The sequence below is a fragment of the Acidovorax sp. Root402 genome, from assembly GCF_001425125.1.
In the GTDB taxonomy this organism is placed as follows: Bacteria; Pseudomonadota; Gammaproteobacteria; order Burkholderiales; family Burkholderiaceae_C; genus Acidovorax; species Acidovorax delafieldii.
The window spans coordinates 758,244-776,268 of the sequence record NZ_LMDQ01000013.1; the positions used below are offsets into that span (position 1 = coordinate 758,244).

The 18,025-nt window shown below is 64.5% G+C and carries 17 protein-coding genes; 15 read left to right on the forward strand and 2 right to left on the reverse strand.

Translation table 11 applies throughout. The annotated features are described in order from the left end of the window. Window positions 1-18: 18 nt before the first annotated feature. The 7 genes from ASC83_RS10850 to ASC83_RS10880 all read left to right on the forward strand — a co-directional run bounded on the left by ASC83_RS10850 (window position 19) and on the right by ASC83_RS10880 (window position 8,201). Window positions 19-591: a hypothetical protein gene (locus tag ASC83_RS10850; RefSeq protein ID WP_056061828.1), complete on the forward strand. Its 573-nt coding sequence runs from the start codon at window positions 19-21 to the stop codon at window positions 589-591. Next, window positions 588-1,718, forward strand: coding sequence for an efflux RND transporter periplasmic adaptor subunit (locus tag ASC83_RS10855; RefSeq protein WP_056061830.1), 1,131 nt, complete (start codon window positions 588-590; stop codon window positions 1,716-1,718). Before ASC83_RS10850 ends, ASC83_RS10855 begins: the two co-directional genes overlap by 4 nt. Window positions 1,719-1,727: 9 nt before the next feature. After that, window positions 1,728-4,847 (forward strand): efflux RND transporter permease subunit, encoded by a 3,120-nt coding sequence (locus ASC83_RS10860; RefSeq protein ID WP_056061833.1) that lies wholly within the window; start codon window positions 1,728-1,730, stop codon window positions 4,845-4,847. A 72-nt stretch (window positions 4,848-4,919) separates the two neighbouring features. After that, complete coding sequence (locus tag ASC83_RS10865; RefSeq protein ID WP_056061835.1) at window positions 4,920-5,318, forward strand: hypothetical protein; 399 nt, start codon at window positions 4,920-4,922, stop codon at window positions 5,316-5,318. A gap of 567 nt (window positions 5,319-5,885) precedes the next feature. Further along, window positions 5,886-6,650, forward strand: a complete 765-nt coding sequence (locus ASC83_RS10870; protein WP_056061838.1) for a glucose 1-dehydrogenase — start codon at window positions 5,886-5,888, stop codon at window positions 6,648-6,650. A 5-nt stretch (window positions 6,651-6,655) separates the two neighbouring features. Beyond that, window positions 6,656-7,681, forward strand: coding sequence for an AraC family transcriptional regulator (locus tag ASC83_RS10875; RefSeq protein WP_143227254.1), 1,026 nt, complete (start codon window positions 6,656-6,658; stop codon window positions 7,679-7,681). Window positions 7,682-7,691: 10 nt separating this feature from the next. Beyond that, the gene (locus ASC83_RS10880; RefSeq protein ID WP_056061844.1) at window positions 7,692-8,201 is read left to right on the forward strand and encodes a hypothetical protein; all 510 of its coding nucleotides are present in this window, start codon (window positions 7,692-7,694) and stop codon (window positions 8,199-8,201) included. Window positions 8,202-8,774: 573 nt separating this feature from the next. Here ASC83_RS10880 and ASC83_RS10890 read toward each other — a convergent pair. Beyond that, window positions 8,775-9,128 carry a hypothetical protein gene (locus ASC83_RS10890; protein ID WP_056061850.1) on the reverse strand — a complete coding sequence of 118 codons (354 nt, stop codon included), beginning with the start codon at window positions 9,126-9,128 and terminating at the stop codon, window positions 8,775-8,777. Between the two features lie 528 nt (window positions 9,129-9,656). Here ASC83_RS10890 and ASC83_RS10895 point away from each other — a divergent pair. The 8 genes from ASC83_RS10895 to maiA all read left to right on the forward strand — a co-directional run bounded on the left by ASC83_RS10895 (window position 9,657) and on the right by maiA (window position 16,768). After that, a complete protein-coding gene (locus tag ASC83_RS10895; protein ID WP_056061853.1) occupies window positions 9,657-10,982 on the forward strand; it encodes an aromatic ring-hydroxylating dioxygenase subunit alpha in 1,326 nt (441 codons plus the stop codon). 2 nt (window positions 10,983-10,984) lie between these two features. Next, a complete protein-coding gene (locus tag ASC83_RS10900) occupies window positions 10,985-11,458 on the forward strand; it encodes an aromatic-ring-hydroxylating dioxygenase subunit beta (protein WP_056061856.1) in 474 nt (157 codons plus the stop codon). A gap of 9 nt (window positions 11,459-11,467) precedes the next feature. Next, window positions 11,468-11,782, forward strand: a complete 315-nt coding sequence (locus ASC83_RS10905) for a non-heme iron oxygenase ferredoxin subunit (protein WP_056061859.1) — start codon at window positions 11,468-11,470, stop codon at window positions 11,780-11,782. A 19-nt stretch (window positions 11,783-11,801) separates the two neighbouring features. Continuing rightward, the gene (locus ASC83_RS10910; RefSeq protein ID WP_056061862.1) at window positions 11,802-13,097 is read left to right on the forward strand and encodes an NAD(P)/FAD-dependent oxidoreductase; all 1,296 of its coding nucleotides are present in this window, start codon (window positions 11,802-11,804) and stop codon (window positions 13,095-13,097) included. Window positions 13,098-13,186: 89 nt separating this feature from the next. Continuing rightward, entirely contained in the window at window positions 13,187-13,903 is a 717-nt protein-coding gene (locus ASC83_RS10915) for a fumarylacetoacetate hydrolase family protein (RefSeq protein WP_056061866.1), read from the forward strand. A gap of 31 nt (window positions 13,904-13,934) precedes the next feature. Next, window positions 13,935-15,059 carry a cupin domain-containing protein gene (locus ASC83_RS10920; RefSeq protein WP_056061869.1) on the forward strand — a complete coding sequence of 375 codons (1,125 nt, stop codon included), beginning with the start codon at window positions 13,935-13,937 and terminating at the stop codon, window positions 15,057-15,059. 54 nt (window positions 15,060-15,113) lie between these two features. Then, window positions 15,114-16,115 (forward strand): tripartite tricarboxylate transporter substrate binding protein, encoded by a 1,002-nt coding sequence (locus tag ASC83_RS10925; protein ID WP_056061873.1) that lies wholly within the window; start codon window positions 15,114-15,116, stop codon window positions 16,113-16,115. A gap of 14 nt (window positions 16,116-16,129) precedes the next feature. Beyond that, window positions 16,130-16,768: a maleylacetoacetate isomerase gene (gene maiA, locus ASC83_RS10930; RefSeq protein WP_056061876.1), complete on the forward strand. Its 639-nt coding sequence runs from the start codon at window positions 16,130-16,132 to the stop codon at window positions 16,766-16,768. A gap of 178 nt (window positions 16,769-16,946) precedes the next feature. On the opposite strand, the gene ASC83_RS10935 is transcribed toward maiA, so the two are convergent. Then, window positions 16,947-17,933 (reverse strand): 2Fe-2S iron-sulfur cluster-binding protein, encoded by a 987-nt coding sequence (locus tag ASC83_RS10935; protein ID WP_056061878.1) that lies wholly within the window; start codon window positions 17,931-17,933, stop codon window positions 16,947-16,949. Window positions 17,934-18,025 lie beyond the last annotated feature (92 nt).

Here is an 18,025-nt window from a genome sequence, read left to right on the forward strand (position 1 = left end):
CCAATTTTTAAGACGACCATGACACTCTCTTCCGCTTTCTCCACACTGGGCCTGGCCCTGCTGCTGGGCTTGCTACCGCCGACCGCGCTGGCTGGCGCAGGCCATGACCATGGCGAAGCCCCCGCTGCCGCAGCGGGCACGGCCCTGCCGCGCTTTGCCGCCACCTCCGACCTGTTTGAACTGGTAGGCGTGCTCGATGGGCAAAAAATCGCGCTCTATCTGGACCACGCGGGCGACAACAGCCCCGTGAAGGACGCCCGGCTGGAGCTGGACATCGCGGGCACCAGCGTGCCCGTCACCCGCGTGGCCGAGGGCGAGTTCCAGGCCACCCTGGCTGCGCCGCTGGCCGAGGGCGTGAGCCCCGTCACCGCTACCGTGGCCGCAGGCAATGAGACTGACCTGCTCGCAGGCGAAATCGACCTGCACCCCGCCGCCCACACCGAAGCCGCACCCGCAGGGCTGGCCCGCCGCACTGTGCTGATCGCAGGCGCCGTGGCCGCCGTGCTGCTGGCGCTGGTCGCCGTGTGGGGTTTGCGCCGGGGCCGTGCTGCCCGCATTGGCGACAACCAGCGCGTGGGAGGTGCAGCATGAAGCGCTTCCACCCCATGCCTTCCTTGCTGGCTTTGCTGATGGCCGCCGCGCTCAACGCCCCCCTGCCAGCCCTGGCAGGCCCCGGCCACGACCATGGCGACGCGCCACCCACACCCACCGGCAACGGCCCCAGCCGCCAGCCCGATGGCAGCGTGTTTCTGCCCAAACCCGCGCAGCGCCAACTGGGCGTGCGCACTTTGGTGGCGGCCACCGGGCAACACGCCAAGGCCTTTGAACTGGCAGGCACCGTGGTGATGGACCCCAACGCGGGCGGCAAGGTGCAGGCCGTACTGGCAGGCCGGCTGGAGGCCGGGCCCAAGGGCCTGCCCGGCGTGGGCCAGACGGTGCGCAAGGGCGAGGTGCTGGCCTATGTGGTGCCCACGGCGGGCGCCATCGAGCGATCCAACCAACTGGCCCAGCAGGCCGAGCTGCGCGCTGCCCGCGACCTGGCCGCACGGCGTGTGGCGCGCTTGACGGAGCTGGCAGACACCGTGCCGCGCAAGGACATCGAGGCCGCCGAGAGCGAGCTGCACAGCCTCACCCAGCGCCTTGGCGCCGTGGGCGCGGGCCTGGCCACACGCGATGCGCTGGTGGCGCCGGTGTCGGGCGTGATCGCGTCGGCCAATGCCGTGGCCGGGCAGGTGGTGGATGCGCGCGAACTGGTGTTCGAGGTGGTCGACCCTGCGCGCCTGCGCATCGAGGCCCTGGCCTACGACCCGGCACAGGCCCAGAGCGTGGCCGGTGCCACGCTGGCCGTGGCCGGGCAGCGCGTGCCACTGCGCTTTCTGGGCGCGGCGCGCAGCCTGCGTGATCAGGCGCAGCCGCTGCAGTTTGCGGGCGACTCGTCTGCGCTTGGCACCTTGGCTCACTTGGCAATAGGCCAACCCGTGCGCGTGTTCGTGCAGTCCACCGACAAGGTCGATGGCCTGCAGGTGCCCGCCGCCGCGCTGTTGCGCAACCCGGCCAACCAGACCATCGTGTGGGTCAAGGAGTCGCCCGAGCGCTTTGCGCCACGGGTGGTCACGGCGGTGCCGCTGGATGGCACCTCGGTGGCCGTGACCTCGGGCCTGCAGCCCGGCGACCGCGTGGCCACGCAGGGCGCCACACTCATCAACCAGGTCCGCTAAGGAGTCGCTATGTTCAAGTGGCTTCTCGAAAACAGCCTGGTCAACCGGCTGCTGGTGCTCATCGCCGCCGCCGTGCTCATGGCCTATGGCGCCTTCACGCTCTCACGCACGCCGGTGGACGTGTTCCCCGACCTCAACAAACCCACCGTCACCCTCATGACCGAGGCGGGCGGCATGGCCGCTGAAGAGGTGGAGCAGCTCATCACCTTCCCGCTGGAGACCACCATGAATGGCCTGCCCGGTGTGGAAAGCGTGCGCTCCATCTCCAGCGCGGGCCTGTCGTTCATCTACGTCACCTTCGACTGGAGCACCGACATCTACCGCGCGCGCCAGATGGTGTCTGAACGCCTGTCGTCCATGGAAGAGGGCCTGCCCAGCGGCATCACGCCGCGCATGGGGCCCATCAGCTCCATCATGGGCGAGATCATACAGGTGGCCATCCCCATCGACGCAGGCAAGACCACGCCCATGGCCGTGCGCGAGTACGCCGACTGGGTGCTGCGCCCGCGCCTCATGGCCATCCCTGGCGTGGCGCAGGTGATCCCCATCGGTGGCGAGGTGCGCCAGTTCCAGGTGCTGCCCGACACGGCACGCATGGCGGCGCTGGGCATCACGCACGACCAGCTCACGGGCGCGCTCAAGGGCTTTGCGGCCAACACCTCGGGCGGGTTTCTGGAGCTGGGCGGGCGCGAATACCTTATCCGCCACCTGGGCCGCACCTCGCGGCTCGAAGACCTGCAGAACCTCGCCCTCACCGCCAAAAACGGCCAGAGCGTGCTGCTGCGTCAGGTGGCCGATGCCACCTTTGCCGCCGCCACCAAACGTGGCGATGCAGGCTTTGAAGGGCAGGGCGCAGTCATCCTGGGCATCCAGAAGCAGCCCACGGCCGACACCATCGGCCTCACGCGCAGCATTGAGGCCGCGCTGGTGGACCTGAAGAACTCGCTGCCCGCAGGCATGGAGGCACCGCGCGTCACCTTCCGCCAGGCAAGCTTCATCGAGGCCTCGGTCACCACGCTGCAGGGCAAGCTCATGGGCGCCTCGGTGTTTGTGGCGGTAATCCTGTTCGTGTTCCTCGGCACGCTCAGGCCCACGGTGATTGCGCTCACGGCCATCCCGGTGTCCATCTTCATCACCGCGCTGGTGTTCAAGTACTTCGGCCTGTCGATCAACACCATGACGCTGGGCGGCCTGGCCATTGCCATCGGCGGCCTGGTGGACGACGCGGTGGTCGATGTGGAAAACGTGCTGCGCCGCCTGAAGATGGACCGCGCCAAACACCCGAACCACCGCCTGCACCCCATCGAGGTGGTCAAGCTCGCGTCGATGGAAGTACGCTCCGGCATCCTCTACGCCACGGCCATCATCGTGCTGGTGTTCCTGCCGCTGTTTGCGCTGCCGGGCATCGAGGGGCGGCTGTTTGTGCCCCTGGGCATTGCGTTCATCGTGTCCACGCTGGCCTCGCTGCTGGTGTCGGTCACGGTCACGCCGGTGCTGGCCTTCTACCTGCTGCCGCGCATGAAGAACCTCGACCATGGCGACACGCGCGTGGTGGCCTGGCTCAAGGCGCGCTACCGCAACGGGCTCTCGGCCGTGCTGGCGCGACCGCGCACGGCCCTGGCCGTGAGCGCGGTGGCGGTGGCGCTGTCGGCAGCGGCGGTGCCGTTTTTCCCCACCACCTTCCTGCCGCCGTTCAACGAAGGCACGTTGCTCATCGGCATGCGGCTCAACCCCGGCGTCACGCTGGCCGAATCGAGCGCGCTGGCCCGCCAGGCCGAGGTGCTGGTGCGCCAGGTGCCCGAGGTCACGCACGTGGGCCGGCGCAGTGGCCGGGCCGAGCTGGACGAACATGCCGAAGGCGTGCACGTGAGCGAGCTGGACGTGGGCCTGCTGCCTGCGGCCGAGCTTAAGCGCAGCATGGCTGAGGTGCAGGCCGACATCCGCAGTCGCCTGGCGCATTTGCCTGCGGCCATCGCCATCGGCCAGCCCATCTCGCACCGCATCGACCACATGCTCTCGGGCGTGCGCTCGCAGATCGCCATCAAGCTCTTTGGCGACGACCTCGACACCCTGCGCGGCCAGGCCGAGGCCCTGCGCGCGCGGCTGGCGGGCATCCCCGGCCTGGCCGACCTGGAGGTGGAAAAGCAAGTGCTGGCGCCGCAGATCACCGTGCGCGTGGACTACGCCGCCGCTGCACAAATGGGCGTTCCCGCCCCCCAAGTGCTGGCTGCGCTGCAGACGCTGGTGGAGGGCGAGAAAGTGGCCCAGGTGGTGGAAGGCAGCCGCCGCTTTGCGCTGGTGGTGCGCCTGCCCGACAGCGCGCGCTCCATCGACGGCCTGGCGCGTGTGCTGATCGACACGCCCCGTGGCCCCGTGCCCCTGTCGCGCCTGGCCACCATCGAAGAGGGCGACGGCCCCAACCAGATCAGCCGCGACGATGGCAAGCGCCGCATCGTGCTGTCGGCCAACGCGCAGGGCAGGGCGCTGTCCGACGTGGTGGCCGACATCCGCCAGGCCGTGGGCGACACCCGCCTGCCCGAGGGCTACTTCATCACCCTGGGCGGCCAGTTCCAGGCGCAGGAAGAAGCCAGCCGCCTGGTGGGCCTGCTGGCCATCGTCTCGCTGGTGCTGATGTTTGTGGTGCTGTACACCCGCTACCGCTCGGCCACGCTGTCGGCGCTCATCATGGCCAACATCCCGCTGGCGCTGGTGGGCGCGGTGCTGGGGCTGTGGGTGTCGGGCCAGCCGCTGTCAGTGGCGGCGCTGATCGGCTTCATCACGCTGGCGGGCATCTCGGTGCGCAACGGCATTTTGAAGGTGAGCCACTACCTCAACCTGATGCGCGTGGAGGGCGAGCGCTTTGACACCGCCATGATCGTGCGCGGCTCGCTGGAGCGCCTGAGCCCCGTGCTGATGACCGCCCTGGTCACCGCCTTTGCCCTGGCCCCGCTGCTGCTGGAGGCCGAGCGCCCCGGCACCGAAATCCTGCACCCCGTGGCCGTGGTCATCTTCAGCGGCCTCATCAGCTCCACGCTGCTCGACACCTTCCTCACCCCGGCCCTGTTCTGGCTGTTTGGCCGCAAGGATGCCGAACGCCTGCTGGACGACAAGAACGCCGAGGCGTTTTGAGCTTTTCTTGCTTTGTACTTGTTCTCTTTATCTGTTCGTTTGCTTTTTCATTCACCCTTTGAAAGGACTCTCATGAAAACCACCCGCCAACTTTTCGCCGCCCTGGCCCTCGCAGCTTTAGCCACCACCGCCGCCCATGCCGCTGGCGACCACGGCGCAGGCCACGACCACAAGCCCCAACACGGCGGCATCGTGGCCGAAGCCAACGACATGGACTACGAACTCGTCGCCAAGCCCGACACCCTGACCCTGCACCTGCGCGACCACGGCAAGCCTGCCAAAACCGAGGGCGTAAGCGCCAAGCTCACGCTGCTCAACGGCACCGAAAAATCCGAGGCCGTGCTTGTACCGGCAGGCGAGGGCAGGCTCGAAACCAAAGGCATCTTCAAGGTCGCAGCAGGCACCAAGGTGGTGGCGCTGGTGACGCTGCCGGGCAAGAAGGCGGTGAATGTACGGTTTGCGGTGAAGTAGGCCGCTGCCGGAGAAAGAAAGCGTTGTGCATTACGCGCCGCCGCGTTGGCTTTTGCTGGCGTGGCGGTGTGTGGCTTGTCCCAGTGGCCGTGCGCCTTGAGTACGGGCGAGATAGGTGCGTGCGTGGTTTCAGTAGTGAGGTGTGCTGAAATTTGAAGAAAATTGGGCTCTACCGCCTGTCTATCAAGCGCTTATAGCTATCAAATTGGTAGTAAGGTGGTTGATGCAGGGCGCGAGGTGCTGAGCTTGCGTGGGCGGGAATAGGCAGGTTTTTTGGGCGGAGTGTCTGGCCGTTTTAGGCTGGTTGCGGACGCTCGCTTCGTCGGCGCGGATGGGTACTATCGGCCACTACCGGTCAGTCGTTGACGCTGTCCAATTCAGCCAAAACCAGACATTCGGAACTACTGTTGGGCTGGAAAATTCGGTTCTCCCCTCAATCGAATAGTCAAACCCTGATTGGCGCGTTCGGCATGTCGTATGGCGTGATTGGCATATATTTGGCGCCGCTGAACTCCTAGACTTCTTACATCCCGAGAACTTCTCTCGGTCCATCAAAAGGAGTCTGAAATGTCCAATCAAGTAGCCCTGATTACTGGCGGTGCCACTGGCATCGGCAAGGCCGTTGCCCTCAAGCTTGTCGCCAAAGGCGTCACTGTCGTCATGAGCGGTCGTCGTGCGGAAGTCGGGCAAGCCGCCGTCGCCGAGGTTTCCGCCGCGGCCCGCAACGGTGCACAAGTTCGCTTCGTGCAAAACGACGTGGCCGATGAAGCTGCGGTCAAGACGATGATTGACAGCATCGTGGCTGAGTTCGGTCGCCTGGACATGGCAGTCAATAACGCAGGCGTGTCCAACGAGACTGGCACTCTTGTGCAGTCGAGCAGCGACAACTACCGTGAGATGGTCGAGACCAACATCATGGGCGTGTACTTCAGCATGAAACACGAACTCGTTCAGATGGTCAAACAAGGTGGCGGCGCTATCGTCAACTTGGCGTCCATCGCCGGCCTGAATGGCATCGCCTGGAGTGCTCCGTACGCTTCGACCAAGCACGCAGTGGTGGGCCTGACCAAGTCGTCTGCTCTGGACCACGCGACCCAAGGCATCCGCATCAACGGTGTGGCTCCTGGCGCCATCAAGACCGACATCATCGCCGTCCAGCTCGGCGGAGGTGACCCCAACTACAACGAAACAAGCATCTCGGCGATGCACCCCATGAATCGCCTGGGCCGCCCCGAAGAAGTCGCCAACGCCATCTGCTGGCTGCTGTCGGAAGAAGCCAGCTTCGTCACCGGTCACATTCTCAACGTCGACGGTGGCTTCCAAGCAAAGTGAAGAACATGAGCAGCACCGCTCCAGACAAATTAAAGGTCCCATCCACTTTGTGGGAGGGCCTCAAGCGGGCCTCGGTCGACCGCGCAGAGGTCATTCGATGCGCAAGCTTGCCTCTGAGTGTGCTGAAGGACGATGCGCCGATTACTACAGCGCAATTCTTCGCCTTGTGGCGTGCCATCGAAAAAGTTAGCCAAGACCCGGGCATCGGCCTTCGTATCGCAACGGGATTGGACGGGGCTGTGATGCCTCTCCCTTTCGTAGCAGCCCAGCACGCTCGAACTTTCCGGGACGCTTTGAATCGGGTCGCTCGTTTTAAGCGACTGTGCGCACCTGAGGAAGTATCGGTCCAAGATTTTGCCGACCACAGCGCGCTTAGCATCATTTGGCCACATGGTGGTTCAGATACAGTTCCTCGCGCTTTAGTCGACGCGACCATGGTGTCGTTCGTGGAGTTGGGACGCAGAGGAACAGGCGAGCGCCTGATACCAATGTCGCTAGAGCTTGCACGACCGCCTGTAGCAACATTGGCACTTGAGAAATACTTCGGGTGCGACATCAAGTTCGATGCGACCGTCGACCGCATCGCGTTGAGTCGAGAAGACCTAGACAAGCTGTTTGCCACCTACAACAAGGACCTGCTCGATGTTCTCGCTCCGGAATTGGACAGACGTCTTGAACATCATGACGCGTCCGAGTCCGTGACCGAGCAGACAAAGTGGGTTTTGCGGCGTCGTTTGACTGCCGGTCGCCCGGACATTCGCTCCGTGGCCGCTGAACTTGCCATGAGCGAGCGTTCTTTGCAGCGCCGCCTGACTGATGAAGGTGTCAGCTTCCAAGCCCTGGTGACTCAGACCCGACATCAGATGGCTCTGCGGCATTTGGCCGACAACTCGCTCACACTCATCGAAGTAGCCTATTTGCTGGGCTACGAAGACCAGAATTCTTTCTTCCGCGCCTTTCGACAATGGGAGGCGCAAACCCCTTCCGATTGGCGCGCTGCACACGCTGCTGCGTGTCACGCGGGCAACTAAGTGAGTTCCTATGACCCCCACCGAAACCTATGCACCGCTGCAGGCTCTGATTCGTGAATATTTCAAAGGCGAGTACAACGAAATGATGCTCATCTTCGCGGGCTCAGCTGCGTTGACGTGCATTGCCGTTTGGCTCTGGGTTGCGACGCGCTCCGGTTTTGCCTTGGGGTTCGGCGTCACCGTCTTGGCAACTGCGATGCTGCTGTGTGGAACGGCAGCATCACTGCTTGTACGGGACAAGGGCTTGGTCGAAGAACTGAGCTTGAGTATCGGTAAACCTCAACAGAGCCAGGTGTTAGCCAAAGAGCGAGCACGCATAGAGGTTGTGGTATCAAAGTATAGGTATTACCGCTACAGCGCGGCAGTGCTAGCGGCCTTGAGTGTGTTGGGCCTGCTGCTTACAAGCCGAGGCTGGGTGCACGGCGTCGTGACTGGATTGCTTCTGCTGGTGGTCGCACAGGTCGTCATCGACCACTTTTCTGAGCAAAGGGCCACCCAGTACCTCGCAGCGCTTCCGTGAACTGCGGGGGCTTCCCAAGAGGCCTGAGGAGTCGGTGGCCGCTTCGGAAACGACTTAAGTTTCGCTTCGGGCCCTGAGCTGTCCTTCAGCTCATGCACGCAAAGCGGTAATCTGATGGGGCCTACTACATGAATTTAACCGTCAGCTTCGCATGGAACTATTTGCGTTTTTAGATCTGCTGGAGGATGGGCCGTCGCCCAGAGTGCTGGCGCGACTGTCTTTTCTTTCGGCCGAAGAAGGTGGTCGCAGTGGGCCTTGTTGGGGGGTGTACAGACCGAATCACAACTTCGGTGGCCCAGATGACCGGCAGTTCTACATCGGGCAAGTTCAGGTCCCAGAGGGCGAAGTCGTTCACCCTGGAGAGACCCGAAATTTGGAGGTTTGGTTTCTTAACGGACCTGGTCTTGCTGAACTGCTGCAGGTCGGGCGCCAGTGGCGTGTCCAAGAAGGTAAAAACCTTGTGGCCAACGCTGAAATACTTGAGGTGCTCAGTGAGGGCTAGCCCCTTCAAAGCGCAGGTTACACATCAGATTTCGGAAACACCACTGGCTGCTTGTGGCCGAGCTTTGCCTTTCAACGACGGGCAGTAGCAGGCTCACTCCGAACGCGATCGTGAGGGAGGGCGAGAAGGTGTTGAATTGCATCGGTGATAGTCCACTGCTCGAACCCGGGGGTGATGAGGGAGCCGTCGGATGCGACCTCTGAAACGTTGAACCCTTCTTCAACGTCTTCGTAGTAGATGGCTACTTGCCCAAGCTGTGCCACGATAAATACCGATTCGTTCACACCTCCACGCATGACCGATGCGGTGCGAAATGGGACGCGCAAGCGGGCAAACTGTTCGGCGTGTTCTTGCAAACACTTGGCGAGCTGATCGGCCAATAGTCCCTCCAGCTCGTCACGAGAAATTGGAGTCCAGCGGTTCATAGCTTCTTGAATGAGGGCTCACGGAGGATTCTGACGGACTGGCGAACGGCCGGTTATGGCCGATAGTACGCGTTCAACGACGCAGCGTTGATGACAGCAACCGCTGCAATGCAGCCCCTGCTGAGCTGATTTGAAATGCCCTTGCATGGCCAAGCCACCCATCGGCTGAGCATTGTCCCCAACGACCTCCCTGCCACGCAGGCTGTCCGCCCGGCCCAGACCCGTCAGTAGAAGTCTTCGGCCGACTGCCCCCAGTACCCACTCCCATTTGACTCGCTCATGCCGCCCGCATGCAGCGTGGCCTTGTGCGCCTTGCCCCGCCACATGGCCCTGCAATCTCCCGCACCGCCGTCAGAGTCATATTCACACCAGTGATGTGAAACATCACCAGCGTTCCATTGACTGATATTCCTGCAGCGCGAATGATCGGTCCCCAGGCGCTGAATGCATCTGCACCGGCCCCGAAAGACAGATGGATTGATGGATCGACTGATTGATTGGCGATGACAAAAAACAAAGGAGACGCCCATGCATGAATGCCCCGTGACCGTATTCCCGCAGCAAATCCGCTGGGAGACGGAAGGCACCAACCGCATTCCTTTTCAGGCCTATACCGATGAGGCGCTGTACCGCAAGGAGCTGGACCGTTTGTTCTACAACGGGCACTGGTGCTACGTTGGCCTGGAGGCTGAGATTCCCAACGCGGGGGATTTCAAGCGCACGGTGATTGGCGAGCGTTCGGTGCTGCTGCTGCGAGACAAGGATGCTTCGATCCATGTGGTGGAAAACGTCTGCGCTCACCGGGGCATGGCGTTTTGCCGTGAGCGGCATGGCAACCGCGAGAGCCTGACCTGCCCTTACCACCAGTGGAACTACACCCTGTCGGGCGACTTGCAGGGCGTGCCTTTTCGGCGTGGCGTGAAGCAGGATGGCAAGGTCAATGGCGGCATGCCTGCGGATTTCAACCCGGCAGAGCATGGGCTGACCAAGCTCAAGGTGGCCACCCGTGGCGGCGTGGTGTTTGCGTCGTTTGACCACAGCGTGGAGCCGCTGGAGGAGTTTTTGGGCCCCACCATCCTGGGTTACTTTGACCGGCTGTTTAATGGCCGCAAGCTCACCATCCTGGGCTACAACCGCCAGCGCATTCCGGGCAACTGGAAGCTGATGCAAGAGAACATCAAAGACCCGTACCACCCCGGCTTGCTGCACACCTGGTTCGTTACCTTTGGGCTCTGGCGTGCGGACAACAAGTCGCAACTGCTGATGGACGCGCAGCACCGCCATGCGGCCATGGTCTCGACCCGTGGCGCGGCGGGCAAGGCGGCGGATGTGACGCAGGTGTCCAGCTTCAAGGCGGGCATGGAGCTGAACGACCCGCGCTTTCTGGACATTGCGCAGGAGGACTGGTGGGCGGGCCCGGCCCCGGCGGCCAGCGGGGAGGGCGCTGCGGTGCCGAACGCACCGGCATCGGTGCCCACGGCGGTGATGTTGACCGTGTTCCCCAGCGTGATCTTTCAGCAGCAGGTCAACAGCGTGTCCACACGCCACATCCAGCCCGATGGCAAGGGGGCGTTTGATTTTGTGTGGACGCACTTTGGCTTTGAGGACGACAGTGAGGAGATGACGCAGCGCCGCCTGCGCCAGGCCAATCTGTTCGGCCCGGCGGGCTTTGTGTCCGCCGACGATGGGGAGGTGATCGAGTGGTCGCAAGAAGGTTTTGAGACCAAGCCCGCGCACCGCACGCTGGCCGAGCTAGGGGGGCGCGAGGTGGGCGACACGGACCACATGGTGACCGAGACGCTGATCCGGGGCATGTACGAATACTGGCGCAAGGTAATGGAGGCGGAGGCTTGACCATGGACTTCCAGACCTACTTCGAACTGAACCAGCTCTACGCCCGCTACGCCCGCGCGCTCGACGCGGCGGACTGGGAGGCGTGGCCAGAGTTTTTCATCGAGAACTGCGTGTACAAGCTGCAGCCGCGCGAGAACCACGAGCGCGGGTTTCCGCTGGCCACACTGGCGTTTGACAGCAAGGGCATGCTGAAAGACCGCGTCTACGGCATCCGTGAGACGCTGTTTCACGACCCCTACTACCAGCGCCACGTGGTGGGTGCGCCGCTGGTGCACAAGGTGGATGCAGATGGCCGCATCCACTGCGAGGCCAACTACGCGGTGCTGCGCACGCGTCTGTCGAAGGAATCGACGGTGTTCAACGTGGGGCGCACGATTGATGAGGTGGTGCCCACGCCCGAGGGCCTGAAGTTCGCATCGCGCCTCGTCGTTTACGACAGCGAGATGATCCCCAACTCGCTGATCTACCCCATCTGAGGAGCCGCCATGACGACGAACTGGATTGACGCCGCCGCGCAGGACGATGTGCCGCAGGATGACGTGATCGGCCTGGCTGTGGCAGGGCGCGACATTGCGCTGTATGGCGTGGGCGGCGATGTGTTTGCCACCGACAACATCTGCACCCACGGCCATGCGCGACTGTGCGATGGGTTTCTGGAAGGGCACGAGATTGAATGCCCTTTGCACCAAGGCAAGTTTGATGTGCGATCAGGCCAGCCCACCTGTGCGCCAGTGACCGAGCCGCTGCGCAGCTACCCCGTGAAGATCGAGGGCGGCCGCGTGTGGCTGGCCCTGGACTGAACCTCTCAAGGAGACCCTCATGACTGCCGAACGACCTGAGGTCGAGGCCGCCGCATTGCCGCATGAAGGCGTAAACGCCCACCCGGCCCACACCATCGTGATCGTCGGTGCGGGCCAGGCGGGCGGCTGGGCGGCGCAAACGCTGCGCAGCGAAGGCTTTGCGGACCGTGTGGTGCTGATCGGTGACGAAGCCCACCCGCCGCACGAACGGCCACCGCTGTCAAAGGCGGTGCTATCGGGCGCAGCCGCGCCGGAGAGCACGCGCCTCATGAAGCCCGAGGCCTTTGACGCCCTGGCGGTGCAATGGCGGCCCGGCGTGCAGGTGCACCGCATTGACCGCGCTGCCAAGCAGGTGCTGTTGTCGGATGGCACAGCGCAGCCCTACGACAAGCTCATCCTGTGCACCGGCGGGCGCGCCCGGAGGCTTGCCGTGCCGGGGGCAGACCAGGTGCCGCTGCACACGCTGCGCACCATTGAAGATGCGCAGGCGCTGGCCCCGGCCCTTCGGCCTGGCCGCAGCGTGGTGGTGGTGGGCGGTGGCTGGATCGGCCTGGAGGTGGCGGCCACCGCACGCCAGCAGGGCGCGGAAGTGGTGGTGGTGGAGACGCAAAGCCGCTTGTGTGAACGCACCGTGCCTGCGGAGGTGTCGGCCTATTTGCTGGCACTGCACCATGCGCAGGGCGTGCGTGTGCTGCTGGGCGCGGGGGTGCGGGGCTTTGCCCGCGCTGCAGAGGGTGCGGATGGCTCAGATGGCCGCTTGGAAGTCTTGCTGGCCGATGGCAGCGCGCTGGCGTGCGACACCATTGTGCTGGGCGTTGGCCTGGTGCCCAACGATGAACTGGCGCGCGCGGCGGGTCTGGCTTGCGAAGGTGGCGTGCTGGTCGATGCCCAATGCCGCACGTCCGACCCCCACATCCTGGCCGCAGGCGATGTGGCCGTGGCACCCAACCCCTGGGCGGGCCGCAGCCTGCGGCTGGAGTCGTGGCAGAACGCGCAGGAGCAGGGTATGGCTGCTGCGCGATCCGCCCTGGGCCAGGCAGTGGACTACCAGCCGCTGCCATGGTTCTGGTCTGACCAGTACGGCATGAACCTGCAGATCTACGGCATGCCCACGCCTGCGCACCGCGTGGTGCAGCGCGGCGACCCGGCCAGCGGCAGCTTTGTGTTGTTTTACCTGGCGGGCGATGTGGTGCAGGCCGCCGTAGGGGCCAACGCAGCGCGCGACCTGCGCTTTGCCCGCAGGCTGATCGAGCAGCGCAAGCCGGTGGATGCCGAGCGGCTGGCCGACCTGAACACGCCGATGGCAAAGCTGTGAACCCACATGGATGCCGAGCAGCACAGAAGCCCGCACCCGCACCCAAGCCCACCAGAACCGAACACGACAACCCGCTAAGGAAACCACCGATGACCGCAACCACGTCAACCACTTACCTCTGGACCCCGCCCCCCGTCTATTCGCTGCCTGTGCGTGGCCGCAGCGAGCGCCTGCCCATCCACCGGCTGTTCTTTGTGGGCCGCAACTACCACGCGCATGCGGTTGAGATGGGGCGCCCGGTGGACAAGTCTGTGGAAGTGCCGTTCTATTTCACCAAGGCACCGTCCACGCTGGTCGAGTCTGGCGCGACCGTGGCCTACCCACCCGGCACCCAGAACTACCACCACGAAATGGAACTGGTGCTGGCCATTGGTGCGCCCGGTTTTCGTGTGAGCGAGGCGGATGCGCCCCGCCTTGTCTATGGCTATGCCTGCGGCCTGGACATGACGCGCCGCGACCTGCAACTGGTGGCGCGCGACAAGGGCCGGCCGTGGGACCTGGGCAAGGATGTGGAGCAGTCTTCCGTGGTCTCCGAGATCGTGCCCATGCCGCAGGTGGTGCTGGGCCAGGGCGAGCTGGAGCTGTCGGTCAATGGCACCGTGCGCCAGAAGTCCGATCTGTCCAAGCTGATCTGGAACATCCCCGAGCTGATTGCCGACCTGTCCAAGTTCTACCACCTGCAGCCGGGGGACCTGATCTTTACCGGCACGCCCGAGGGCGTAGGCCCCGTGCTGGCAGGCGACCGCATTGAAGGCCGCATTGAAGGCGTGGGCAGCATCGTGCTCCACGTTGGCCCGGCGGAATAAGAAAAAACCACATCCAGGAGGCAACCCCACCATGACCACCGACCTCACGCCGTCCCCCGTGCGGCTGCACGCCGTTGCGGGCAAGGGCCAGCCCGATCCGACGCCCGAGCTGGAGCAGCTGTACCGGGGCTTTGAGCAAGAGCTGCTGGTACCGCTCTGGACGCAGATTGGCGACCTGATGCCCCGCCAGCCGCAATCCAAGGCGGTGCCGCACTTGTGGCGCTGGGACCGCTTGAAAGCCCTGGCCGCTCAGGCGGGTGCCATCGTGCCCGTGGGCCGTGGCGGGGAGCGCCGTGCGATTGCGCTGGCCAACCCGGCGCTGGGCGGGCGCCCCTTTGCCACGCCCACGCTGTGGGCCGCCATCCAGTACCTGATGCCCGGCGAAGACGCCCCCGAGCACCGGCACACGCAGCACGCGTTTCGTTTTGTGGTGGAAGGCGAGGGCGTGTGGACCGTGGTCAATGGCGATGCCGTGCGCATGTCGCGGGGCGACTTTCTGCCGCAGGCCGGCTGGAACTGGCATGCCCACCACAACGCTGCCACCGAGCCCATGGCCTGGATCGACGGCCTGGACATTCCGTTCTCGTACTACACCGAGAGCCAGTTCTTCGAAGTGGGGCGCGAGAAGCTCCCACCCGCCGAACGCACCACCGCCGAGCGTTCTTATTCCGAAAGGCTGTGGGGCCACCCTGGCCTACGCCCGGTATCGATGGTGCAGGCCCAGCCCGCCACGCCCCTGCTGGCTTACCGCTGGGTGGATACCGACCGTGCACTGGCCGATCAGCTGGCGCTGGAAGACGAAGGCCAGCCGGGCACGCTGAGCCCTGGGCACGCGGCGGTGCGCTTTACCAACCCCACCACCGGCGCCGATGTGTTGCCCACGATGCGGACCGAAATGCACCGCGTGCGCGCGGGCGGCGCGACGCGGGTACACCGCGAGGTGGGTTCTTCGGTGTTCCAGGTGTTTGAAGGCAGCGGCACCGTCACGGTGGGTGAGCGCACCTGGCAGGTGGCGCGGGGCGACTTGTTTGTGGTGCCGTCGTGGCAACCGTTCTCGGCCCAGGCATCTGCTGCTGGCGCGCTGGATCTGTTTCGCTTCAGCGACGCGCCGATTTTTGAGGTGCTGCACAGCCACCGTGTGCAAGTCACTGTTTGATCCTTCACTCACCAAGCCGAATTCGGCTTTCATAAAACCAAGGAGACACCCCCCATGTTGACCGCCATTCGTTCACAGATTTTGAGACCTGCCCTGGCGCTCTGCGCGCTGGCCCTTGTGGCCGCCGCGAGCTTGCCCCATGCCGTGGCGCAGACCTTCCCCGCCAAACCCGTTCGCTCCGTTGCACCCTATTCGCCAGGCAGCGGCCCCGATGCTGTGATGCGCATCCTCAGCGAGCGCCTGTCGCGCAACTGGGGGCAGCAACTTGTCATCGACAACAAACCAGGGGCCAACGGTTTCATCGCTATCGGTGATGCCAAGCGCGCAGCGCCAGACGGCTACACCCTGCTGCAGGTGGACAACACGCACATGGCCTTGCAGCCGCATGTGTTCAAGCAACTGCCCTATGACCCGGCCAAAGACTTTGAGCCCGTCGCTCCGGTGTATTTCACGAACTTCTTTGTGGTGGTGGCGGCCAACTCGCCCTGGAAGGACGTGGGCGATTTGATCAAGGCGGCCAAGGCTGCGCCAGGCGACATCACCTACGGCTCCTGGGGCATCGGCAGCGTGGCCCATGTGGGCGCGGCGAGTCTGGAGGCAGCAACGGGCACGAAGATGATGCATGTGCCGTACAAGGACATGGGCAGCGTCTACACCTCTGTGGCCACGGGCGACATCAAGTGGGCGTTTGGCACGGCGGCGACGGCCGGGCCCATGTACCAGGCCAAGAAGGTGAAGTTTCTGGCCCTGGCTGCGCCCCAGCGTCTGGCGGGCTTCACCGACATTCCGACCATGGGCGAAGCGGGCGGCCCGGCCGGGTTTGAAGTGAAGACCTGGGTAGGCCTGTTCGCGCCTGCTGGCACGCCGAAGGCCGCCATCGAGAAGATCAATGCCGACGTGGGAAAGGTGCTGGCCACCTCGGAGGTCAAGGAGCGCCTGGCGACCTTCGGGTTTGAGCCCTACATCGGCCCGCCCGCCGAACTCACCAAGGCCATCGAACGCGATTCGCGCACGTTTGGTGAAGTCGTCAAGCGCGCCAAGATTGCCCTGGACTGAGACGGAGACTGACCATGAAGCTCTACTCCTTCTTCCGCAGCGGAACCTCCCACCGCTTGCGCATTGCGCTCAACCTCAAGGGGCTGGCCTACGAGCAGGTCGCGGTCGATTTGCGGCGTGAGGAGCATCTGGGCGATGCCTTCAAGGCCATCAACCCGCAGCAGTTCGTGCCCGTGCTGGAGGCCGACGAGCGCCTGATGATCCAGTCGCCCGCCATCATCGAGTGGCTCGAAGAGCGCTATCCCACCCCACCGCTGCTGCCCGGCGATGCAGGCGATCGCGCCCAGGTGCGCGCCCTGGCGGCCATCGTGGGCTGCGACATCCACCCCATCAACAACCGCCGCATTCTGGAGGCGCTGCGCCACCGCTTTGGTGCCGACGAGGCTGCCGTGAACGACTGGTGCGGCACCTGGATCAGCGCGGGCTTTGATGCCATCGAGGCGCTGTTGTCGAAGGACCCGCAGCGCGGTGACTTCTGCTTTGGCAGCACCCCCACGCTGGCCGATGTGTACCTGGTGCCGCAGGTGGAGAGCGCGCGCCGCTTCAAGGTGGACCTGGCGCGCTGGCCGCTGGTGCAGGCGGTGGACGCGGCCTGCGCGCAACTGGAAGCGTTTCGTAAGGCGGCGCCCAGCGCGCAGCCGGATGCGGGCTGAGCTTGTCGAAGCCCCTCGCGGCGCTTCGACCGCGTTGAGTGAGCGGTTCAAGTGGATTCAGACGACTCCAAGAACCTCATTCCGTTTCCAAATCATTCGTGTCTAGGCGCGAAGCCGCAGACAGTGCTGTAGCACGGCAAGGCGAAGCAACAACGACACGGATGATTTGGAGACGGAATCAGTCGCCCTGCATGTAAAAAGCCTCGGCATGGAGGTGCGCCGCCTCCAGGCCTTTGCCCAGCGCCAGCAGTGTGGTGGTCTCCACCATCGGCGGCGATCCGCACAGATACGCCTGCCAGCCTTGCAGGCTCGCGTGGTCCTGCTCGATGGCCTGGGTCACCAGCCCGCGCCGCTGCGTGGCAGAGTCGGCACCCGAGGCCACCACCACATGCACCTGCAGGGCAGGGTGCACGCTGCGCAAATGGTCCAGCCACGTCAGGCCATACAGCTCGCGCGGGGAGCGCAGGCCGAAGTACAGGTGAATGGGGTTGCGCATCCCGGCGGCCATGGCGCCGCGCACCACCGACAGCACTGACGCCAGCCCGGTGCCCCCGGCCACGCACAGCATGGGCCCCGTGTGCTGCTGGCGCAAATAGGCCGCACCCAGCGGCCCGCTGACCTTGACCTTGTCCCCCACCTTCAGCTGCCCGGCGATGTAGCCGCTGACCCGGCCCTGGGGCATGAGCTGTATATGGAACTCCAGCAGCGGCTCGCCGGGCAGGTTTGCCATGGAGTAGGGGCGCACATGCGTCGGCGTGAACCCCAGTTGCATGTACTGGCCCGGCGAGTACGCAATGGGCTTTGCCACCTTGAGCAGCAGGCGCCGGATGTCTGCCGCCAGCGGTTCGATGGCCACCACGGTGGCCTTGGCCACGCGCGCACGGTGCACCACGGCTTCGCCGGGGGCGGGCACTTCGATGGTGCAGGGCTCGGTCACATAGGTCTGGCAAGCCAGCACGGCGCCGTCCACGCCGTCCAGCGGGCGCTGCTGCTCGCGCCCGCCATCGAGCACCTCACCAGACAGCACCCGGCAGCGGCAGATGCCGCAGCGCCCAGAAAGGCACGAATACGACATCGGAACCTGCGCCGCGCGCAGGGCGTCGAGCAGGTTCACGCCGGGCTCGGCGCGGATCACGCGGTTAAGCGGCTGAACGAGGATGTCCATGGCGGGCTGCGGTCGATTTCATCCAGCCCATTGTGCCCACGAAAGCGCCAGCGAATCACTGGCTGCAATACCATCGCCACTTCATATCACGC